This window comes from Pseudomonas sp. TMW22089 (genome assembly GCF_022496645.1).
In the GTDB taxonomy this organism is placed as follows: domain Bacteria; phylum Pseudomonadota; class Gammaproteobacteria; order Pseudomonadales; family Pseudomonadaceae; genus Aquipseudomonas; species Aquipseudomonas paraversuta.
In genome coordinates this window covers 1-1,327 of the sequence record NZ_SCFG01000051.1, presented here as the reverse complement: position 1 = coordinate 1,327, position 1,327 = coordinate 1, and the positions used below count along the sequence as shown (strand labels likewise).

Here is a 1,327-nt window from a genome sequence, read left to right as displayed (position 1 = left end):
TGGACTTGCCCCTACCAAACCGGACACCAACTCCCCGTTAAATTGATGCTGCTGCCAAACGCCTAAACTCTCTCGGCGACCTATATTTCAAAGCACTGTGCGGATGCTGCTCGTTGTAATGCTCGAAGGCAATCGTCAGATTGCGCAGCGCCGTTTCTCGATCCGGTTTGGGCATGTGCGCTACGTAATCACGCTTGATCGTCTTCACGAAGCTCTCTGCCATGCCGTTGCTCTGCGGGCTTCGCACCGGTGTAGTCACCGGCTGCAAGCCGATCTGGCGGGCAAACACACGCGTCTGCTCGGCGATATAGGCCGAACCGTTGTCACTCAACCATTGCACGGGCGTGCTGGGTAGCTGATCGCCGAAACGCTTCTCTACGCTTTCCAACATCAAGTCTCGGATGTCGTCACCGCTGTAGCCCGTCGGGCTGGCGACCCAGCTAATGGCTTCGCGGTCACAGCAGTCCAGGGCGAAAGTTACACTCAACTTCGCACCGTCATCGCAGCGGAACTCGAAGCCATCCGAACACCAGCGGGTATCGCTGGTAGTAACGGCTATTCGGCCTTCATGCCGGCGCTGCACGCCAGGCTGCTTGATGCGTCGTTCCAGCAACAGATTGTGATCGCGCATGACGCGGTAAACCCGCTTCACATTGATCGAGGCCAGTGACTGGACTTCACGCTCGCGGCGCAGCAACCCCCAAACCCGACGGTAGCCATAGCTCGGCAACTCGCTGACTTGCTGCTTAATCTCGGCGACCAGTTCCGTATCGTTCACGAGCCGACGTCGCCGTACTTTGGGCGATACCAATTGCTTGATTCGAACCGTTAATTGCGAGCGCGACACACCGAGACATTCGCTGACCAGTTTCACTGGTCGTCCCCCGGCAACAAGGGTGAGTGCGCAATCCATTTTCGCGACCGGGCGATCTCCACGGCCTCTTTGAGGACTTCCGCTTCCATCGTCTTCTTGCCCAGCATCCGTTGTAATTCGCGGATCTGCTTGAGCGCATCGCTCAGTTCCGACGCCGGTACCACTGCCTCGCCAGCACTGACCGCCGACAGGCTTCCGTCCTGGTACAGCTTGCGCCATAGAAACAGCTGGTTGGCGTTAATACCGTTGCGCCGGGCCACTACGGACACACTTTGTCCGGGTTCAAGGCTCTCGCGAACCATGGCCAGCTTCTGGTCGGTGCTCCAGCGGCGTCGGCGTTCCTGGCCGAGCAGCTCGCCACCCTTATCGTTGCTGTTAGTCATAAACATACCCGTTTGCCTATCCCTTATCTTAAGGGGGGAACGGTGTCCTGTCTTTCATGGGGCTCGTTCA

The 1,327-nt window shown here is 58.1% G+C and carries 1 protein-coding gene; it reads right to left on the bottom strand.

The genetic code is table 11. From position 1 onward, the window contains the following. Positions 1 to 37: 37 nt before the first annotated feature. Positions 38 to 1,257, bottom strand: a protein-coding gene (locus EQV90_RS21650; RefSeq protein ID WP_240878677.1) for an IS3 family transposase whose coding sequence is annotated in 2 segments (ribosomal slippage) — positions 38 to 912 and positions 912 to 1,257 — 1,221 coding nt in all. Because the reading frame shifts where the segments join, the coding sequence is not laid out codon by codon here. Positions 1,258 to 1,327 lie beyond the last annotated feature (70 nt).